The sequence below is a fragment of the Roseinatronobacter domitianus genome (assembly GCF_023336755.1).
In the GTDB taxonomy this organism is placed as follows: Bacteria; Pseudomonadota; Alphaproteobacteria; order Rhodobacterales; family Rhodobacteraceae; genus Roseinatronobacter; species Roseinatronobacter domitianus.
The window spans coordinates 134,773-152,115 of the sequence record NZ_JALZWP010000005.1; the positions used below are offsets into that span (position 1 = coordinate 134,773).

Consider the following 17,343-nt stretch of genomic DNA (forward strand, 5'->3'; position numbering starts at 1 on the left):
TCCTTCCATCTGCGCGCCCGGCGACAGGGCCGCTTTATTCCGGCGCAAAAATGTCGGAAAACCGCGCAAGGTTCAATGTGAAAGCGAGGGTCATGCCCGAAATAGACGATGCGCGGGATGCGCTGCTCAGAAAGCCCCCCGATGCCGGGCGCCCGGTGCTGCTGGCCGGACCGACCGCCAGCGGAAAATCGGCGCTGGCGCTGGCCTTGGCGCAGGCGCAAGGGCGCGTGGTGGTCAATGCCGACGCGTTGCAGGTCTATGAGATGTGGCAAGTGCTGACCGCCCGACCCGATGCCACGGACTGTGCGCGTGCGCCGCATCTGCTATATGGCGGCGTGGGCGCCGGGCAGGATTGGTCGGTCGGGCATTGGCTGCGCGCGATGCGCGATGTGCTGGCCGCGCATCCCAACCCGGTCATCGTGGGCGGCACAGGGCTGTATTTCCGCGCGCTGACCGAAGGGCTGGCAGAGATTCCGCCGACCCCGCCAAGACTCCGCGCCGAGGGGGACAAGCTGTTGGCGCAGTCGGGCCTTGACGCGCTTCTGGCGACACTCGACCAAGACACCGCCAGCCGCATCGACACGCAAAACCCGGCCCGTGTGCAGCGGGCGTGGGAGGTGCAGCGCGCAACAGGCCAAGGGCTGGCCGCATGGCAGGACACCACACCGCCCCCGCTTTTGCCGCTCGCGCAGACATCAGCTTTTGTGATGCTGCCCCAACCCGACTGGTCGGCAGAGCGAATCGCCACACGCTTCGACAGCATGATTGCGCAAGGGGCCTTGGACGAGGCACGCGCGGTGCTGCCCTATTGGAATCCGCGCGCGCCATGGGCCAAAGCCATCGGAGCGCCAGAGCTGATTGCCCATTTGCAAGGGCATATGTCGTTACCCGATGCGGTTGCCGCCGCAACACTTGCCACACGCCAATATGCGAAACGTCAGCGCACATGGTTCCGGGCACGCATGTCGGGCTGGGCGCGGCTGCTGTAATGCGGCTGCGCAGAGTCACCGAATTGCCACGCCTGCCCGGAATCGCGATGCAGAGTCACGCCCCCGTGAGCGAAAACACTTCCCCTGCCGCAGCCCTGTCCTAATCTTGCCACTGTCCGGGGGGATGAAATACGCATGACACGAATTCCAGAGCAACCAAAACGCCTGCGCCTTGTTCCAATCTCGAAGCTGACCAACGCGCCGAAATGGCAGCTTGAAACCATGCGCGCGCTGCAAGAACCGCTATTCCTGTGGTTCACGGCAGGCCAAGGGCGCATCACGTTGGGGGGCAGCACGCGGGGGTTTCATCCGCATAACGCAATCTTCATTCCGCCCGGCACAATGTATGGGTTTCAGGCCATCACGCGCGCTCAAGGTGTGGCGCTGCACATGGGCGACCCGTCCGGTCTGGACCTGCCCGACACACCGCTGCACCTACGCTTGCGTGACGGCGCGCAACATGCCGAGGTGGCGCAGATCATCGACGCAATCCAGCGTGAACTGGACGGTGGCCAAGCCTACGCAGACCGCGCTGCGCGGCATCAAATTGGGCTGCTGGCGATCTGGCTGGAACGCCAGCGCAGCAGCGCCGGGGATGACAGCCCGCGCGGCATCTCTTCCAAAAACGCCAACGAACGGCTGACCGCCCGCTACGCGGCCCTGCTGGAGCGCGAATACGGCTCTGCCCTGAATGTCAGCGATTATGCTAAAGCGCTTGGTGTGACCCCGACCCACCTGACCCGCGCCTGCCGCGCCAGTTGCGGCCGCAGCGCCCTGCAACTGATGCAGGAACGCCGCCTGTTCGAGGCCCGGCGTCTGCTGACGGAAACCGATGTGCCAGTGCAACAGATCGCGCGCGATTTGGGCTATTCGACTCCGGGTTACTTCTCTCGCGCCTTCGCGGCCCGCACCGGTAAAGCACCGTCCGTCTATCGCAAAGGCCGCGTGGCCTGAGCATTACGCGCGCCCCGGCACCGGTCCGAACAATAGCGCACCTCGTCCCAGACCTTGGCCCATTTCTTGCGCCAAACGAACGGGCGCCCACATGTGGCGCATGTCTTGCTGGGCAGATCGGCTTTTTTCAACTGTTTGGGCATGTGCATTTCCTGACGTGGCGAAAATTAGCTCCGCTGCCACACATGTCAAAGCCGCCTTCATTGCAATATTCGAATGTTCCGCTTGCTCTGCGACGGATTGCCGCGCATCTTGGTGCGACGGGCTACAAGAGGATGGCCCGGTTTTCGGGAGGATACACCATGCAAAAACTAATCCGCGCGGGGTTTGCCGCGACCGTTCTGGCGCTTGCCCCACTGGCCGCTTGGGCAGAGGCCGCCAAGGTCGCCATCCATGTCGACGAAGAGAGCATTCAGACCATGAACATGGCGCTGAACAATGCCGCCAACATCATCAAGCATTACGAAGACCTTGGGCAAGAGGTCACGGTCGAAATCGTGACCTATGGCCCCGGCCTGCACATGTTGCGCGCAGATACCTCTCCGGTGTCGGACCGGATTGCCACCATGTCGCTGACGCATGACAACATTAGCTTCTCGGCCTGCCTGAACACGGTGCAAGCTATGCAGCAACGTGCACAGACCGACATTCCGCTGCTATCCGAAGCAAATGTCGTGCCCTCTGGCGCGGTGCGGCTGATGGAATTGCAGTATGAGGGTTACGCCTATCTGCGGCCCTAAAGGTCGAAGCTAAGCTGTGCCGGGTCGGGGCGTTTGCGAGTCGCCGCGCGCTTGGACCCGGCGCTGCTTCTGTCGGTATCCCGCGCGCGCGATGCATGCTTCACGGCAATCGCGCGTGCGGTATCGCCAAACCCCGTCTGCTTGCGCAAGCCCCACATCACATCGCGGGCGTGTTTCGCGGCTTGAGCCAGATCGACCACCGGCTCGGGATAGCGTTTGCCAAGCACCGCCCCCGCGTTCGGCGCAGTCCACGGCTCTTGCAGATGCGCAGGCGCAATCCCCTTCAACTCCGGCACCCAAGCACGGATGAACCGGCCTTCGGGGTCTTGGTCATAGCCCTGCTTCACCGGGTTATAGATGCGCAACGTGTTGATGCCCGTGGTCCCCGATTGCATCTGAACCTGACTCCAGTGAATGCCCGGTTCATAATCGGTAAAGCGCCGGGCCAGCACCGCTCCCGTCTCGCGCCAGTCCAGCCAAAGGTGATAGCTGGCAAAGCTCATAAGCATGGCGCGCATCCGGAAATTCAGCCAGCCTGTGGCTGTCAGGTAGCGCATACACGCATCGACAAAAGGCACGCCCGTCTGGCCATCGGCCCAAGCCGCAAGCCGCGCTGCGTCGGGCCCCCGCAACCCTTCATGCGCATGGTGCAGGCAGCGGTGTTCCAGCGCAGGCTCATCTTCCAGCTTCTGGATGAAATGATCCCGCCATGCCAGCCGTTTGGCAAAACTGGTCATGCTCGCCTTCCAGCCGGGGCGCTCCATTGGGGTCGTTTGCCGTGCAAGCTCCACTTCGCGCACCGACAAAACGCCCAGCGCCAAATAGGGCGACAACCGCGAACATGCCCGCTCTCCCGTGAGTGGCGAGGACATTTTCGCGCGATACCCTTCAGCCCGAGAGGTCAGAAAACTGTCGAGCGTTGCACGCGCCGCAGCGTGGTTCCCCCGCTGCCGATGTGCGCAGGGGTCTGGGGCCAACCCAAGCGCACGCGCCTCTGGCAACCGGTCGGGCAGGTCGGACGTGCAGACAGGCTCCAAGGCTTCGGGTGTCATGGCCTGCCCTTGCCGGATGAACGCTGTGCGCCCGCCCTGCCACCCGTCACGACTGCGCAACCGCCGCATAACGGCGCACTGCGGCACCTCCTGCCATGCAACACCATTCGCCCGCGCCCAAGCCCCCACCCGCCGGTCGCGGGCATAGGTCCAGGCATTGCCGGTTTCTTCATGGCTGATCATTTGAGTAATCTTGAACCGGCGGCACAGCCGCCCGAGCTCCGCCACCGCATCGCCCTTGCGAATGATGAGCGGCTGGCCCAACCCGGCCAATTCCGCGCGCAGGCTTTCCAACGCCTCTGCGGTAAAGGCCCATTGCCGCGCCGATGTGTCGGGCAGCGCCCAATACTCCGGTTCTATCACATAGACCGGCAAAATCCGCGCCCCGGCTTGGGCCAGTGCGGGATGATCGGTGATCCGCAGATCCCGTTTGAACCAAAGAAGAACAGGGGCGCTCATAACGATCAGATGTATCGTCCAGCCAAGTGGCGTCAAGCGATATGTTCACACTATGTTCATGGTTTGCGCGCAAGATTGTGACTGGCCGCTGCTATGCGGTCTGCTATCGACAAGGAATGCGATTTCTTGCTTTTCTGGCTCTTCTTCTTGCGCCTCCGGCACTGGCGTGCTCGCCCGTTGAACCAGTCGAGTCTGCCGTGCATCTGTCGAGTGTCAACTCTGCTCGGGCACGTTCCGGGCTTGCTCCTATCGCATTGGACAGCGGATTGTCTCGCATGGCGCAAGGCCACGCCTGTGACATGGCCGCGCTTGGGTATTTCGACCATACCGCCCCCGATGGCAGCGGACTGTTCGACCGCGCGCGGCAAACCGGCCTGTCCGGGTTCTGTCAACTGGCCGAAAACATCGCACATGGGCCACGTGACATCCCGACCGTCATGGGCATTTGGCTGCGTTCACCCGACCACCGGGCCAATCTGCTGGACCCGAACCTGACCCATGTCGGGTTTGGCCGTGCAGCGGGACCGCATTGGGTTCAGGTCTTCGGCGGGCGCTGCTGATTGCACCTGTGCTGCAACTGCACTACCTCTGGGCCAAACCGCATGGAGGATATGATGCGCGACGCCGCCCAGCCGATCTACCTTGCCGATTATCAACCGCCTGCCTTCTTGGTAGAGAAGGTGGAGCTGACCTTCAAACTCGCCCCGACCACGACCCGTGTCCTTAGCCGCATTCGGTTTGCACCGAACCCGGCGGCGGTGCCCGGCCAAGACTTGCACCTTGATGGCGAGGGGCTGCGGTTAATCGCCGCCAGCATCGACGGCACCCCGCTGACAGCAACCCCCGACGCAACCGGGTTGACGCTGGAGGCCGCATCGCTTCCCGATGCCCCGTTCACATTTCAGGCCGAAGTTGAAATCGCGCCCGAAGGCAACACCGCGCTGGAAGGTCTTTATATGTCGAACGGCATGTATTGCACCCAATGCGAGGCCGAGGGCTTTCGCAAGATCACCTACTATCCGGACCGCCCCGATGTCATGGCCCCGTTCCGCGTGCGGGTCGAGAGCGATCTGCCGGTGCTGTTGTCGAACGGCAACCCGGTGGAAAGCGGTCCCGGCTGGGCCGAATGGGACGACCCGCACCCCAAGCCCAGCTACCTCTTCGCCTTGGTCGCGGGGGATCTGCGCGCCACGACAGGCCATTTCACCACGATGGACGGGTGCGATGTGACGCTGAATATCTGGGTGCGCCCCGGCGACGAAGATAAAACCGCCTACGCGCTTGATGCTTTGAAACGGTCTATGCTCTGGGATGAACAGGTTTATGGCCGCGTGTATGACTTAGACATTTTCAACATCGTAGCCGTCGATGACTTCAATATGGGCGCGATGGAAAACAAGGGCTTGAACATTTTCAACTCTCGCTGCGTTCTGGCCTCTGCCGAGACCGCGACCGACGGCGATTTCGCCGCCATCGAACGCATCATTGCGCATGAATATTTTCACAACTGGACAGGCAATCGCATCACCTGCCGCGATTGGTTCCAACTGTCGCTGAAAGAAGGGCTGACCGTGTTTCGCGATCAGCAATTCATGGGCGACATGCGCAGCCATGCCGTGAAACGGATTGATGATGTGCTGACGCTGCGCGCGCGCCAGTTCCGCGAAGATGCGGGACCGCTGGCGCACCCCGTCCGCCCAGAAAGCTATGTCGAGATTAACAATTTCTACACTGCCACGGTGTATGAAAAAGGGGCGGAGTTGATCCGCATGTTGCGTCTGCTGGTTGGGGAAGATCGCTATCGCGCGGCGCTCGACCTGTATTTCGAACGGCATGACGGGCAGGCCTGCACGATCGAGGACTGGATCGCGGTGTTCGCAGAAGCGGCCGGGCGCGACCTGTCACAATTCAAACGCTGGTATGAACAGGCCGGCACGCCGAAGGTAACGCTGCTGGAACACTGGGAGGATGGAACGCTAACCCTGACATTGCGCCAATATTCGGCCCCAACGCCGGGCCAGCCATTGAAGGAACCGCTGCTTATCCCCGTGGCGCTGGGGCTGGTCGGACCTGACGGGGCAGAGCTGATGCCAACCCAAGTGCTGGAGTTGGACAGCCCCGAACAGGTCTTCACCTTCACCGACCTGCCCGCGCGGCCGGTCGTGTCGGCGCTGCGCGGGTTCTCGGCCCCCGTGGTGTTGGAGCATGCACAATCCAGCGCGGAAAGCAACGTCCTGCTGGGCCATGACACCGACCCTTTCGCCCGGTTCGAGGCTGGTCGCAACCTGGCCCGGCACATCCTGCACGGGATGATCCTGGACGGCGCGCCCCCCAACCCGGACTATCTGAACGCCATGCGACTTGTGCTGGTGGATGATAGGCTTGACCCGGCATTCCGCGCCTTGGTGCTGCGCCTGCCCGGAGAGGACGAGCTGGCCCAAAGCCTGCACGCGGCAGGCCATACGCCGAACCCGGACGCGATCCATGCCGCACGCCGACGCGCCTTGTGCCTCCTCGCCGAGGCGCTGGCCCCGGATCTCACGCGCATGGTCAACGCGATGGCAACACCCGGCGCCTACAACCCCGACGCGCGCGATGCAGGCCGCCGCGCGCTGCGCCTTGCGGCCGCAGGTCTGCTGGCCCATGCTGATGGCGGGACAAAAGCGCGAGATATTTTTGCGCAGGCCGACAATATGACCGAACAATTCGGCGCCTGGTGCGCACTTCTGGCCGTGGGCGCAGGCAGCGCGGAAAGCCTGCAGTTCCACCGCCAATGGCAGGCAAACAGGCTGGTCATGGATAAGTGGTTCGGCGCGCAGGTCGCGTTTGCCCAGCCCGATCTGGCCCCCGCCGTGGCAGAGGAATTGACTCGCCATGCCGGGTTTGACTGGAAAAATCCCAACCGCTTCCGGGCCGTGATCGGCAGCCTTGGGGCGCATCCGGCGGGGTTCCATCAATCCAGCGGTGCAGGCTATCGGCTTGTTGCGGATTGGTTAATCCGGCTGGATACGGCGAACCCGCAAGCTGCCGCGCGCATCTCGACCGTGTTCGAGACATGGTCGCGTTACGATGCCGAACGACAGGCGCTGATCCGCGCCGAACTGACGCGGATTCTGGACCGCCCCGATTGCAGCCGGGATATGGGCGAAATGGTGGGGCGGATGTTGGGCTGACGCGCTATTCCGCTGCGTCTTTCCGGGGTGCGGGCAGGCTCAGCACCCGCGGGAAGCTGACCCGGAAGGATGCTCCGCCCTGCCCCGGCACATAGATAATGTCGCCGCCAAGATTCTGCATGATCTCCCGGCAGATCGCAAGGCCAAGCCCCGCGCCACCCGCTTGCAGGGAATCGGTCAGGCGTGAGAATTTCTCGAAAATCAACGATTGGCTTGCTGTGGGAATACCAGAGCCGTTGTCGGTAAAGTCGATCTCTATCAGGTCCTGCGCGCGGCGGACCTGAATGTGCATTTCGGGTGTCTCGCTGGTGCAGTATTTGCGCGCATTCGACAGGATATTGATGAAGACCTGCGTCAGGCGGCCACCATCGGTTGTAATCATAACCTCTTCGTCATCGCGCGATCGCAAAATACGGAAGTGCCGCTGCGCCTGAACCGATTTTGACGATGTGATCGCCTGGTCGATCAGCTTGCGCAGATTGGCGGGCGCGACATCCAGTTGAACCTGACCATGTTCCAGCACGCTCAGGTCCAACAGGTCATCAAGCAGCCGGGTCAGACGGATGGATTCGTCATGGATGACTTCGGCGAAATGCGCTTGCTCCTCGGCCGACAAGCCATCGGCCTCCATCAAGATCTCTGAAAAGGCGCGGATCGAGGTCATCGGCGTGCGCAATTCATGGCTGATCTGGGATAAGAAGGCGTCTTTCTGAACCGACAGCTTGCGCAGCTTGTCATTGGCTTCGCGCAGTTTGCGCGCGGTGCGTGATAGCTCCTCGGACTGCGCTTCCAGCTGGCTGGAATATTCCATGATCTGCGCGGTTTCCGACGCCACGGCCATGAGGTCTTCGACCGAAACGACCGCAGTGCCCGCCGATTGCGCGATCATGGCATGGGCTGTTGCCGCGCCCACGGACCCGGCGAGTTTCAGTTCCAGCGCTTCCAGAAACTCCGGGGTAATGTCGGGCAAGAAACCCGCCTTGCCCTGTGCCGCCGCTTGCGCCTGAAAAAAGCCCTGCGCCGATTTCACACCGATGATGCGCTGCGCCATGGACAACAGGTCTTCGGCCTGCGCCATTGGGCGCGACCAGCTTCGCGCAAGGCCCGGACGGTCATAGATATTGACGAAAAGCGCGCCCTGGACGCGTTCGATCGGGCTGGGAAAGCTCAGAAATGACCCCAGACAAAAGGCCAGCGCATTGACCAGAAGCGACCAGAACAGCGCGTGCAGCAGCGGGTCGAGCGTGGTCAGACCAAACAGGCTGTAGGGCCGCAACCAAGGCAGGCCAAGCAGCCCGTCCGCCATGACATGCGCGGGCAGGATTATGCCGGCACCAAAACTTGGAAGCAGCAATGTATAAGCCCAAATTGCAGCGCCCGCGACCAAGCCCAGCGCGGCTCCGGTCCGGCTGGCCCCGCGCCAGAACAGCGCGCCCAGAAGCGCTGGCAGGATTTGGGCCACCCCCACGAAGGCGATCAGGCCGATGGCCGCCAATGCTTCGGACCCGCCCGACAGCGTGTAATACAGATACCCCAGCCCAAGCACGATGCTGATCGACAATCGCCGCACATTCAGCACCAGCAGCCGCATGTCGCCGGTGTCTTGCCCTTGCGCGGTGCGCAGACGCAGCCAAAGCGGCACAACGATGTGGTTCGACACCATCGTGGCCAGCGCCAGCGACGCCACGATCACCATAGACGTCGCCGCCGAAAAGCCGCCCAGAAAGGCCAGCAGCGCCAGATCGTCCCGCCCCAGCGCCAGTGGCAAGGTCATCACGAACATGTCAGGATTGGCGCCCGCTGGCATTAATTCCATGCCAATGGCCGCAATCGGTAGCACGAACAGGCTGATCGCAAACATATAGGTCGGAAAGGCCCAGCTTGCGGTGGCCAGATGCTTGTCATTGACATTCTCGACCACCAGCACCTGGAACATGCGCGGCAAGGTGATGATTGCAATGGCGGACAGCAAAATCAGCCCGGTCCAGCGCCCCGGCTGGATCTGCCATTCAGGCAGCGCTTGCGCGTCGATCCGGGCCAGCATATCGGCGGGGCCATCGGCCACGCCCCAGACCACGAAAACACCCACCGCCAGAAGCGCCACCAGCTTGACCACGGCTTCCAGCGCGATGGCGGTGACAACACCGTGGTGTTGTTCATTGGCATCCAGGTTGCGCGTGCCAAAAACAATGGTAAAAAACGCAAGCCCCATCGCCACCCAAAGCGCGATCAGGGTGCGGTCGCCCGCCACTGGCGCGCTGTCTATGTCGGTGACGAACACCGTGAAGGATTGCGCAATGGATTGCAGTTGCAGCGCGATATAGGGCGTGCCTGCCGAGATGCACAACAAGGTCACGATCACACCCAGCAGGTTGGATTTGCCATAGCGCGATGAGATGAAATCGGCGATGGATGTGACCCGGTTTTCCCGCCCGATACGCACCAGTTTGCGCAGGACAACCCACCAGCCCACAAAGACAAGCGTCGGGCCAAGGTAGATCGTCATGAACTCCAACCCCGAACGCGCAGCATAGCCGACCGCGCCATAAAACGTCCAGGCCGTGCAATAGACCGACAGCGACAGCGTGTAGACAAGCGGCGACCGCAACCAGCCCGCGCGTCCGTCCTCTGCACTTCGCTCGGCCAATGAGGCGACAGCGAACAGCAGCGCCACATAGGCCAGACAGGTCAGAACAAGCAGGTTAAAGGACATGGGCGCTAATCCTTGCGGCCTGCATCCAGGGTTTTTGGCGGGGTCTTTTCGGGCTCATCGAACACCTTGCGCAACCCGCGCGACATCAGCCATGTGCCAAAAATCAGCGCCAGCCAGATCGCGAACAGGTAAACCCCTTCACTGGCCGTAGAGGCCGCGCCGGTTTCGGGGTCTTCGCGCATCAACGGCAACAGCAATAGCACGAAGCCAAAGATCGGAAGGAAGCGCGCGGCATCCATCAGGCGGCGCAGGCGGTAGCTGTCACGCGCAAGGAAGGGCGGTGTGCGCGGCGACTTCACGGACCGACCATATCTTGCAGGGCCGACACCACTTCAGCGTTTGCGAAAGGCTTGGTCATGAACCGCGTCACACCCAGCCGTGCGGCCAGATCGCGGTCGGCGCTCTGGCCCTTGGCTGTCAACATCAACACCGGCAGGTCACGGGTTGGCGCATCGGCGCGCAGATTGCGCAACACCTCGAACCCATCCATGTCCGGCAGCATCAGATCAAGGATCAGAGCATCCGGCGGATCGGCCCGCAAACGAGACAACGCGGCAAGACCATCGGCCTCAACCTCGACCTGCCAGCCATTGCGGGTCAAGATGAAGCGGATCGCTTCCGAGATGTTCGGCTCGTCCTCTATCACCAGAATGCGCTTTTGCACCACAGGCCACCCCTCCCGGTCAAAGGCCAGTTCTTGGCAGCTGCCGCGTGCGCATTGCGCACGCGGCCATCAAATGCGCGGACGTCATCGCTCCTCCCGACGCCGCGCAGATACTTTATTCAGCATTATGACAATTCTGTCAAAGCCGCATATCATCCCTTATCCGCCCGTCGCCAGAATAGACGGTTCGCGCCGCGCGTCACACTCCAGCTGCGGGCAGGTTCTGCAACTGGCCCCGACAGCAAGCACGGCACTGTCGCCGCTGTGTTCGGCCTGCGGCACAAGCAGCATTGTCGCGCGCAGCACCGGGGGCAGGTCCATCCGGGCGGGGCCGCTGACACGCGCCACCGCGAAAGCGGTGAAGCGCCTTCCCATGCGCCCGGCGGTCACAAGACTGGCGCGCAACGGAACATGCGGCTGGCGCAGCGCCTGATACAACGGCCAAAGCGGGCACCCGCCGCCAAAGCGCGGATAGGCAAACCCTTCGACCGGGCGCCGAAACAACAAGGTCCCCGACATGTCACAAATCGCCAGCCCAAGGGGCGGCACGCCATGCGCTTCGGCCAGATCGGGCGGCAAATGGGCCAGCCGACGCAGCACTGCATCCAGGTCGCAGCCGAACTCTGCGGCCAGCAAATCCGGGGTCACGCCATGCAACCCAAGCGCCGCATCAAGGGCAGCGTGCGGTATGGCGCGGGCATCGGCCTGCATCTGCGCCAGCCACGCAAGCGCAAGCTGTCGTGACGCGCTTGACGCAAGGTCCACCTGCCCAGCCAGATAGGCTTCCGCGGCGTCCATGCTGGCGGTTTCGATGAAAGGCAAGTGATACATCTCGCGGGCCAGCCACGCCTCGACCTCTTCCTGCGGTGACGCGATCCCCGTCTCTCCGGTCTTGGCATTGTCAATGTAGTTGACCAACGCCACCGCCCCTTCGGCCAACCGGCCGGAATCAGTCAGGATATTGCGATGAAACCGGTCCTGCCATTCCGGGGCCAGCGCTTCGTCATCATTTAGAATTGCGGCAGTTGATTGCACGGATGTCACGGCAGAAATGATCTCATGCAAGGCGTCAGCCAGATAGGGGTCATGGGTCATGCGGTCGCTAAGCTGCTCGACCACGCGCTCCAGCCCCTCGACGCGCGCGTGCGTGTCTGCCAGCACCTTGGCCCAACCGGGAAAACGCCCGATCAGGTCGTCGATCCGCTCCAGATCGCCCAACTCGGTGTCAGAGCGCAGTGCCGCGGCGCGCGCGCCTTCGACCAGCCGGGCGTCGCTATCCTCGACCAGCGCATCGGAAGACACGCCAAGTGCCTGCGCCAGCGCGCCCAGAAGCGGGGCGCTGACCTTGCGCCGGTTATGCTCGATCAGGTTCAGATAAGAGGGCGAGACACCAACCTCGCGCGCAAGGTCAGTCTGGCGTATGCCGCGCAAAGTGCGACGGGCGCGAATACGGGTGCCTGTCAGGGCGCTGCGCGACATTTACGATCCTCCGAAGGCTCAATTTACAGAATTTGACCAGCCTGTGAAGATCAGACAGACGGGTGGCATGCATTTGGGCCAAAAACGCCGCTTCACACCACCTGCCATAGCCAGTATAAGCCGCGGCTAAACACCGGGTGCAAATTGCCCAGCCCTTCGCCAGTTATAGAGGTATTCATGTCCCGCAACGATGCCGACGTCGCCTTCATCAAAGCCCTCGCAGAATTGCTGAACGAGAACGACCTGACAGAGGTGAACGTCAAGCGCGAATATGGCGAGAATGACAGCCTGAATGTGCGCGTGTCGAAAATGGTGCCGCAAGCCGCACCCCTGCAGGCCGCGCCGGCCGCTTTTGCCCCAGCGCCTGCCGGTGCTCCACAGCCAGTGGACACGCCAGTCACCAGCGGCAACCCGGCAGACCATCCGGGGGCTGTCACCTCTCCCATGGTGGGCACGATTTATCTGGCACCGGAACCCGGCGCGTCAAATTTCGTCAGTGTCGGCTCGCAGGTGGCAGAGGGCGACACGCTCCTTATCATCGAAGCCATGAAAACCATGAACCACATTCCGGCCCCGCACGCGGGCGTGGTCAAGCGCATTCTGGTGGGCGATGCCTCGCCCGTGGAATTCGGCGCGCCGCTGATGATTATCGAATAAGGGCGGACCCGGCATGTTCAAGAAGATCCTGATCGCCAATCGCGGAGAGATCGCGCTGCGCGTGATCCGCGCCTGCCGCGAGATGGGGATCGCCTCTGTCGCGGTGCATTCCACAGCTGACGCGAATTCCATGCATGTCCGCATGGCAGACGAGGCGATCTGCATCGGCCCGCCGTCATCGACACATAGCTACCTGTCCGTGCCGTCTATCATTTCGGCCTGCGAGATTTCGGGCGCGGATGCCATTCATCCGGGCTATGGTTTTCTGTCCGAGAATGCCGAATTCGTGCAAGTGGTCGAAGATCACGGCATCGCCTTTATCGGGCCGTCGGCCGAACATATCCGGATGATGGGCGACAAGATTACTGCCAAGGACACGATGAAAGCTCTGGGCGTGCCGTGTGTGCCCGGTTCCGAAGGCGGGGTCGCGCATCTGCAAACCGCGCAAACGGTGGCAGACGACATCGGATATCCGGTCATCATCAAGGCCACGGCCGGCGGTGGCGGACGCGGCATGAAACTGGCGCGCAACGCCGCAGAGCTGGAAACCGCCTTTCGCACCGCGCGCGCCGAAGCCAAGGCTGCCTTTGGCAATGACGAGGTCTATATCGAGAAATACCTCGGCACGCCGCGCCACATAGAGGTGCAGGTCTTTGGCGATGGGCGTGGCAATGCCGTGCATCTGGGCGAGCGCGACTGCTCGCTGCAACGCCGCCACCAGAAGGTTCTGGAAGAAGCCCCCGGCCCCGAGATTGACGCCGAAACCCGCGCGCGCATTGGCGAAACCTGTGCAAAGGCGGTCGCAGACATTGGTTATCGCGGTGCCGGCACGATCGAATTCCTGTTCGAGAACGGCGAGTTTTTCTTCATTGAGATGAACACACGCCTACAGGTCGAACACCCCGTGACCGAAGCCATCTTCGGTGTTGACCTTGTGCGCGAACAGATCCGCGTGGCCGCCGGTTTGCCGCTGTCGATTGCGCAAGACGACTTGAAGGTGAACGGCCACGCTATTGAAGTGCGCATCAACGCCGAAAAGCTGCCGAATTTCACCCCCTGCCCCGGTCGTGTGAACACTTATCACGCCCCCGGCGGCTTGGGTGTGCGGATGGATAGCGCGCTGTATTCGGGCTATACGATTCCGCCCTATTACGACAGCCTGATCGCCAAGCTGATCGTGCATGGCCGCGACCGGCCCGAAGCGCTCGCTCGTTTGCACCGCGCCTTGGGCGAATTGATCATCGACGGGGTCGATACCTCTGTGCCGCTATTCCACGCGCTTCTGAACGAGCCTGCGGTCCTGACCGGCGATTACAACATTCACTGGCTTGAAAAGTTCTTGGAAACGCCTGCGCCCGAATAAGGCGTCACGCATAGGTCCGCGCCCACCGATGCAGCAAGTCCTGCTGCATGGTGCGGGCGGCGCGTGCCCATTCTGCGGTGCCCTCTGGGCGGTCCAGGTCTTCTCCGACCACCTGCGCGCGGCGCGACAGGTCTGACGAGCAGATCGCAAATGCCAGATCACGGCCCGAATGGCTGCGCATATACCCCCCCAGCGCAGAGACGAAATACAGCGTTCCAGTCTTGGCCAACACCTCGAAGGGTTGCGCGGGCAGTTGGCGCCCATTGCCGTCACGGAACGGGTGCTCGCGTAGCAACGGCCTGATTTGCCCATCGCGCGCAGCCCGGTGAAACATGTTGGCCAGATCGCTCATCGACACGCGCGAGGCGGCCCCCAGCCCGGAATGATCGACCATGCTCAGGCTGGTCATGCCGTAGCGTCGGCGCGCCCAGTCACTCATGGCCATGCCCGAAGCCCGCAAACTGCCCGGCATGGTGCCGCTGGCGACGGTCGCGCGCAGCCCGACCGCCTCTGCGGTCAGATTGGTCGAAAACCGCAACATAGCGCGCAACAGGTCTTCCAGCGGGTCAGACCGGTGCTCGGCCAAGACCTGCCCTTGCGGGGCGGCATTCACCCGTTGCGGGGCGGGCAAGGCCAGTCCCTGAGCCGCCGCCAATGCCTGAAATGCCTCTCCCGCATAAAGATCGGGCTGGCGCACTGGCAACCAGCGCGATCCGCTATTGCCAAGCGCCCCGCGCGCGACCGACCACTCCTCGCGCCCACGCGCCATGCGAAAGGTGTAAACCGGGCTGGCGCGATTGGCGATCTGCATCCGCGCCAGTCGCACTTCGGGCCGGAACCGGTCCGAGCGGGCATCCATGGTCACGCGATACTCATTCGCTTGCCGCGCCCATTCGAAATGCACCCGGTTGAAATTCAGGTTCAGGCCGCCAACCGAGGGGTTATACCCGGCCTGTGGCGCTTGGTCGTCAGCGATCTGGTCGATTGCGGGAAATGCTCCGCCCCAGACAAGGAAGCGCCCGTCAACGCGGCGCATACCACCTTGCACCAACCGTTCTGCAAGCCCGGCCAATGCGTCAGTATCCAGCGTCGGATCGCCCCCACCCGCCAGCACCAGATCACCGCGCAGCACGCCATCTTGCACCGGGCCGGTCGCATGAACACGCGTCGAAAACCGGAACCGCGGCCCCAGATGCTCTAGCGCGTATAGCGCCGTGATCGTCTTGCCAACACTGGCCGGGGGCAGACCCGTATTGGCGCCACGCCCTTCCAAAAGCGTGCCGCGCGACATGTCCAGCAAAGTATAGGCAATGTCCCCGCCAAGCCCCGCACGGCTTACAATGGCATCCGCCGCTTGGGCGGGCCTGGCAGGTGGGATCAGCGAGCGTTCCGGTGCATTGGCGCAAGCTGGCAGCGCCAAGGTAACACCCGCGCCAGCCAGAGCGGTCAGAACATCACGCCGTCGCAACCTCATTTGAAAATCGTCCTGCACTCAAATTCCACTTCACATCGGCAACAAACGGCCACCTTTGTTTTAACCGTGATTCGAGCAATCCGAGAAGGGTCTTGATAGGTGAAGATTGCGAAACACTTCGTTTCGGCACACTCAGCGCTGCGGCCAGCGGCCTTCGGCACGCAGATCGGACGAGGAAATCGCCCGCATCGGGATCGTCACGAAACACCATGCGGGCGGTGCCATCATGGCAAGCCCGGCGGCGTTTGACTGTGGCACGCGATGCCCGCGCAGCGTGCGCGCGGCAACCGACCCAAGCGCGGCCTGTTGCGCACCGGGCCGGGCAATTACCGCAATGGGCACGCGCGCCGCAATGCTGCGCCAGTTTTCCCAATGATGAAAAGCGGCCAGATTATCGGCCCCCATGATCCAGACAAAGCGCAGACGCGGCAGATGCGATTGCAGCGCGGCCAGCGTGTCGTAGGTTTTACGGGTTCCCAGTTGCTCCTCCACCCCGGTGATGGTCACACGCGGGTCGTCAACAAGGCTTTCTGCACGGGCAATCCGGGCCGACAGAGAGGCGGGCGCATTGGCTTTGAGCGGATTTCCCGGCGTCACCAGCCACCAAAGCTGGTCCAGTCCAAGGGCGCGCAAGGCATGGCGGGTGACATGCACATGCCCGTGGTGCGCCGGGTCGAAAGAGCCGCCGAACACTCCAACACTCGCCCCGTCCGGCGCGTGCGGCAACAGATAACGCGGCAGAACCGGCACAAGCGTAAACCCTTTTGTCATGCAGCTTGTATAGCCACGCACCTACAAGCTGCGCGCCATAGTGACAACCAACAGAAAGAAAAGATATAACATAAAGGGAATGGTACCGCCTCCCCGGCTTGAACGGGGGACCTCTGGATCCACAATCCAGCGCTCTAACCAACTGAGCTAAGGCGGCCTTGCGTGCGGGGATAGCGCCGCGCGCGGGCGATTGCAAGAGGGGCCGCGCTTGAAAATGCACGGCGTGCAGCGTATCGCAACATCAGAATTTGCGGCTTGGAAAGGGCAGACACATGAGCATCAATTCAGAAACCGACATCGCGGCGGATTTGCAGATCGGGCCAACCGAAAATGGTATGGTCCGCATCTATGTGGCCGGGAACGGCGTTGAACTTCCGATGGATTTCGATCCCGACGAAGCCGACGAAATTGCCGAGGAATTGCGCGTGGCAGCGCAGGCCGCACGCGGCTTGGGCGGCGCCCCAAAAGGCCGCAAGGGCTAAGCCTCGCGTTGCGTCAGATCAGCATGATCCGCGCGACGCCGGTCACCGGCTGGTAGTTGCACCGCACTTCCAGCCGGGTTCCGTTGCGCGCAACCTGCAACATCACATCGCGTTCCGGCGCACCATCCGCGCCCATCACGTCGCGCGCGCTGGCCACGCCCAGCACATCCAGACCCCGCTCACGTCCTGCTGCGGTGCAAGCCGCTTCGGCCCCGGCCATGCCGGCGGCCGGTGTGGCAGGGGTTGCGCCGGGGGCCGGAACGATTGGCATGGGGCGCGGAATCGCGGTCAGGGTGCAGGCACCAAGGCTGGCTGCGGCAAGAAGCAGGGTGACAACACGCAGGCTGCGGGGCAAAGACATGGCGAACCTCTT

17 protein-coding genes and 1 tRNA gene are annotated in these 17,343 nt (G+C 62.6%); 8 read left to right on the forward strand and 10 right to left on the reverse strand.

Going from position 1 to position 17,343, the window contains the following annotated elements; translation table 11 throughout:
* Positions 1–92 precede the first annotated feature (92 nt).
* The gene (miaA, locus tag M3N55_RS07105) at positions 93–989 is read left to right on the forward strand and encodes a tRNA (adenosine(37)-N6)-dimethylallyltransferase MiaA (protein ID WP_249057819.1); all 897 of its coding nucleotides are present in this window, start codon (positions 93–95) and stop codon (positions 987–989) included.
* A gap of 135 nt (positions 990–1,124) precedes the next feature.
* Entirely contained in the window at positions 1,125–1,943 is an 819-nt protein-coding gene (locus tag M3N55_RS07110; RefSeq protein ID WP_249057821.1) for a helix-turn-helix domain-containing protein, read from the forward strand.
* Here M3N55_RS07110 and M3N55_RS07115 read toward each other — a convergent pair.
* On the reverse strand, positions 1,919–2,086 hold the full coding sequence (locus tag M3N55_RS07115; protein WP_249057823.1) for a DUF2256 domain-containing protein: 168 nt from the start codon (positions 2,084–2,086) through the stop codon (positions 1,919–1,921). The genes M3N55_RS07110 and M3N55_RS07115 overlap by 25 nt on opposite strands.
* 159 nt (positions 2,087–2,245) lie before the next feature.
* On the opposite strand from M3N55_RS07115, the gene M3N55_RS07120 reads away from it, so the two are divergent.
* Complete coding sequence (locus M3N55_RS07120) at positions 2,246–2,683, forward strand: DsrE family protein (RefSeq protein WP_249057825.1); 438 nt, start codon at positions 2,246–2,248, stop codon at positions 2,681–2,683.
* Here M3N55_RS07120 and M3N55_RS07125 read toward each other — a convergent pair.
* Positions 2,680–4,194, reverse strand: coding sequence for an FAD-binding domain-containing protein (locus M3N55_RS07125; RefSeq protein WP_249057827.1), 1,515 nt, complete (start codon positions 4,192–4,194; stop codon positions 2,680–2,682). The genes M3N55_RS07120 and M3N55_RS07125 overlap by 4 nt on opposite strands.
* Before the next feature lie 116 nt (positions 4,195–4,310).
* On the opposite strand from M3N55_RS07125, the gene M3N55_RS07130 reads away from it, so the two are divergent.
* A complete protein-coding gene (locus M3N55_RS07130) occupies positions 4,311–4,754 on the forward strand; it encodes a CAP domain-containing protein (protein ID WP_249057829.1) in 444 nt (147 codons plus the stop codon).
* A gap of 54 nt (positions 4,755–4,808) precedes the next feature.
* On the forward strand, positions 4,809–7,367 hold the full coding sequence (gene pepN, locus M3N55_RS07135; RefSeq protein WP_249057830.1) for an aminopeptidase N: 2,559 nt from the start codon (positions 4,809–4,811) through the stop codon (positions 7,365–7,367).
* A gap of 4 nt (positions 7,368–7,371) precedes the next feature.
* On the opposite strand, the gene M3N55_RS07140 is transcribed toward pepN, so the two are convergent.
* From M3N55_RS07140 to M3N55_RS07155, 4 genes are all read right to left on the reverse strand, one after another.
* Positions 7,372–10,080 (reverse strand): sensor histidine kinase, encoded by a 2,709-nt coding sequence (locus M3N55_RS07140; RefSeq protein ID WP_249057831.1) that lies wholly within the window; start codon positions 10,078–10,080, stop codon positions 7,372–7,374.
* Between the two features lie 5 nt (positions 10,081–10,085).
* Positions 10,086–10,379: a hypothetical protein gene (locus tag M3N55_RS07145; protein ID WP_249057833.1), complete on the reverse strand. Its 294-nt coding sequence runs from the start codon at positions 10,377–10,379 to the stop codon at positions 10,086–10,088.
* Complete coding sequence (locus M3N55_RS07150) at positions 10,376–10,744, reverse strand: response regulator transcription factor (protein WP_249057835.1); 369 nt, start codon at positions 10,742–10,744, stop codon at positions 10,376–10,378. Before M3N55_RS07150 ends, M3N55_RS07145 begins: the two co-directional genes overlap by 4 nt.
* 159 nt (positions 10,745–10,903) lie before the next feature.
* A complete protein-coding gene (locus M3N55_RS07155) occupies positions 10,904–12,223 on the reverse strand; it encodes a helix-turn-helix domain-containing protein (RefSeq protein ID WP_249057836.1) in 1,320 nt (439 codons plus the stop codon).
* Between the two features lie 177 nt (positions 12,224–12,400).
* On the opposite strand from M3N55_RS07155, the gene accB reads away from it, so the two are divergent.
* Both accB and accC read left to right on the forward strand, forming a co-directional pair.
* Positions 12,401–12,880 carry an acetyl-CoA carboxylase biotin carboxyl carrier protein gene (gene accB / locus M3N55_RS07160; protein ID WP_249057837.1) on the forward strand — a complete coding sequence of 160 codons (480 nt, stop codon included), beginning with the start codon at positions 12,401–12,403 and terminating at the stop codon, positions 12,878–12,880.
* A 13-nt stretch (positions 12,881–12,893) separates the two neighbouring features.
* Positions 12,894–14,243: an acetyl-CoA carboxylase biotin carboxylase subunit gene (gene accC / locus M3N55_RS07165; RefSeq protein ID WP_249057838.1), complete on the forward strand. Its 1,350-nt coding sequence runs from the start codon at positions 12,894–12,896 to the stop codon at positions 14,241–14,243.
* 4 nt (positions 14,244–14,247) lie between these two features.
* On the opposite strand, the gene dacB is transcribed toward accC, so the two are convergent.
* The 3 genes from dacB to M3N55_RS07180 all read right to left on the reverse strand — a co-directional run bounded on the left by dacB (position 14,248) and on the right by M3N55_RS07180 (position 16,645).
* Positions 14,248–15,717: a D-alanyl-D-alanine carboxypeptidase/D-alanyl-D-alanine endopeptidase gene (gene dacB, locus M3N55_RS07170; RefSeq protein WP_249057839.1), complete on the reverse strand. Its 1,470-nt coding sequence runs from the start codon at positions 15,715–15,717 to the stop codon at positions 14,248–14,250.
* Between the two features lie 132 nt (positions 15,718–15,849).
* Entirely contained in the window at positions 15,850–16,488 is a 639-nt protein-coding gene (locus M3N55_RS07175) for a nicotinate-nucleotide adenylyltransferase (RefSeq protein ID WP_249057840.1), read from the reverse strand.
* Between the two features lie 80 nt (positions 16,489–16,568).
* A tRNA-His gene (locus M3N55_RS07180) sits at positions 16,569–16,645 on the reverse strand.
* A 115-nt stretch (positions 16,646–16,760) separates the two neighbouring features.
* On the opposite strand from M3N55_RS07180, the gene M3N55_RS07185 reads away from it, so the two are divergent.
* Positions 16,761–16,970, forward strand: coding sequence for a DUF6324 family protein (locus M3N55_RS07185; protein ID WP_249057841.1), 210 nt, complete (start codon positions 16,761–16,763; stop codon positions 16,968–16,970).
* 13 nt (positions 16,971–16,983) lie between these two features.
* Here the strand turns inward: M3N55_RS07185 and M3N55_RS07190 are convergent, their stop codons facing one another.
* Positions 16,984–17,331, reverse strand: coding sequence for a hypothetical protein (locus M3N55_RS07190; RefSeq protein ID WP_249057842.1), 348 nt, complete (start codon positions 17,329–17,331; stop codon positions 16,984–16,986).
* Positions 17,332–17,343 lie beyond the last annotated feature (12 nt).

Excerpts from the sequence above, each read along its gene's own strand:
- M3N55_RS07110 (WP_249057821.1), top strand. The coding sequence starts at position 1,125 with ATGACACGAATTCCAGAGCAACCAAAACGCCTGCGCCTTGTTCCAATC.
- accC (WP_249057838.1), top strand. The coding sequence starts at position 12,894 with ATGTTCAAGAAGATCCTGATCGCCAATCGCGGAGAGATCGCGCTGCGC.
- M3N55_RS07140 (WP_249057831.1), bottom strand. The coding sequence starts at position 10,080 with ATGTCCTTTAACCTGCTTGTTCTGACCTGTCTGGCCTATGTGGCGCTG.
- M3N55_RS07185 (WP_249057841.1), top strand. The coding sequence starts at position 16,761 with ATGAGCATCAATTCAGAAACCGACATCGCGGCGGATTTGCAGATCGGG.
- M3N55_RS07120 (WP_249057825.1), top strand. The coding sequence starts at position 2,246 with ATGCAAAAACTAATCCGCGCGGGGTTTGCCGCGACCGTTCTGGCGCTT.
- dacB (WP_249057839.1), bottom strand. The coding sequence starts at position 15,717 with ATGAGGTTGCGACGGCGTGATGTTCTGACCGCTCTGGCTGGCGCGGGT.
- M3N55_RS07115 (WP_249057823.1), bottom strand. The coding sequence starts at position 2,086 with ATGCCCAAACAGTTGAAAAAAGCCGATCTGCCCAGCAAGACATGCGCC.
- M3N55_RS07130 (WP_249057829.1), top strand. The coding sequence starts at position 4,311 with ATGCGATTTCTTGCTTTTCTGGCTCTTCTTCTTGCGCCTCCGGCACTG.
- pepN (WP_249057830.1), top strand. The coding sequence starts at position 4,809 with ATGCGCGACGCCGCCCAGCCGATCTACCTTGCCGATTATCAACCGCCT.
- M3N55_RS07175 (WP_249057840.1), bottom strand. The coding sequence starts at position 16,488 with ATGACAAAAGGGTTTACGCTTGTGCCGGTTCTGCCGCGTTATCTGTTG.
- M3N55_RS07190 (WP_249057842.1), bottom strand. The coding sequence starts at position 17,331 with ATGTCTTTGCCCCGCAGCCTGCGTGTTGTCACCCTGCTTCTTGCCGCA.
- M3N55_RS07125 (WP_249057827.1), bottom strand. The coding sequence starts at position 4,194 with ATGAGCGCCCCTGTTCTTCTTTGGTTCAAACGGGATCTGCGGATCACC.
- M3N55_RS07155 (WP_249057836.1), bottom strand. The coding sequence starts at position 12,223 with ATGTCGCGCAGCGCCCTGACAGGCACCCGTATTCGCGCCCGTCGCACT.
- accB (WP_249057837.1), top strand. The coding sequence starts at position 12,401 with ATGTCCCGCAACGATGCCGACGTCGCCTTCATCAAAGCCCTCGCAGAA.
- miaA (WP_249057819.1), top strand. The coding sequence starts at position 93 with ATGCCCGAAATAGACGATGCGCGGGATGCGCTGCTCAGAAAGCCCCCC.